Raw genomic sequence first — 237 nt, 5'->3', positions numbered from 1 at the left:
GGTTAATGCCAACAAAACGGTGCGGCTGGGCGGCGGCGCGCATAGCGTTAATTGCTGTTGCCAGACTGCCGTCGGTGCCGTTTTTAAAACCAACCGGCATGGAAAGCCCGGAGGCCATTTCACGGTGAGTTTGCGATTCCTTTGTACGAGCACCAATTGCTGACCAGCTAAACAGATCGCCCAGGTATTGCGGGCTATTCGGATCTAACGCTTCCGTCGCCAGTGGCAGTCCCATAT

At 55.3% G+C, this 237-nt stretch carries 1 pseudogene; it reads right to left on the bottom strand.

Annotated elements, in window-relative coordinates:
• Window positions 1–237 (bottom strand): annotated as a pseudogene (locus V5P19_RS24490) (3-deoxy-7-phosphoheptulonate synthase); the annotation flags it as partial.

Origin of the sequence: Enterobacter sp. UNJFSC 003 (genome assembly GCF_036903355.1) — a bacterium.
Taxonomy (GTDB): domain Bacteria; phylum Pseudomonadota; class Gammaproteobacteria; order Enterobacterales; family Enterobacteriaceae; genus Enterobacter.
Note: the sequence above shows the minus strand (reverse complement) of the source record. Positions and strands in the feature narration are given on the sequence as shown.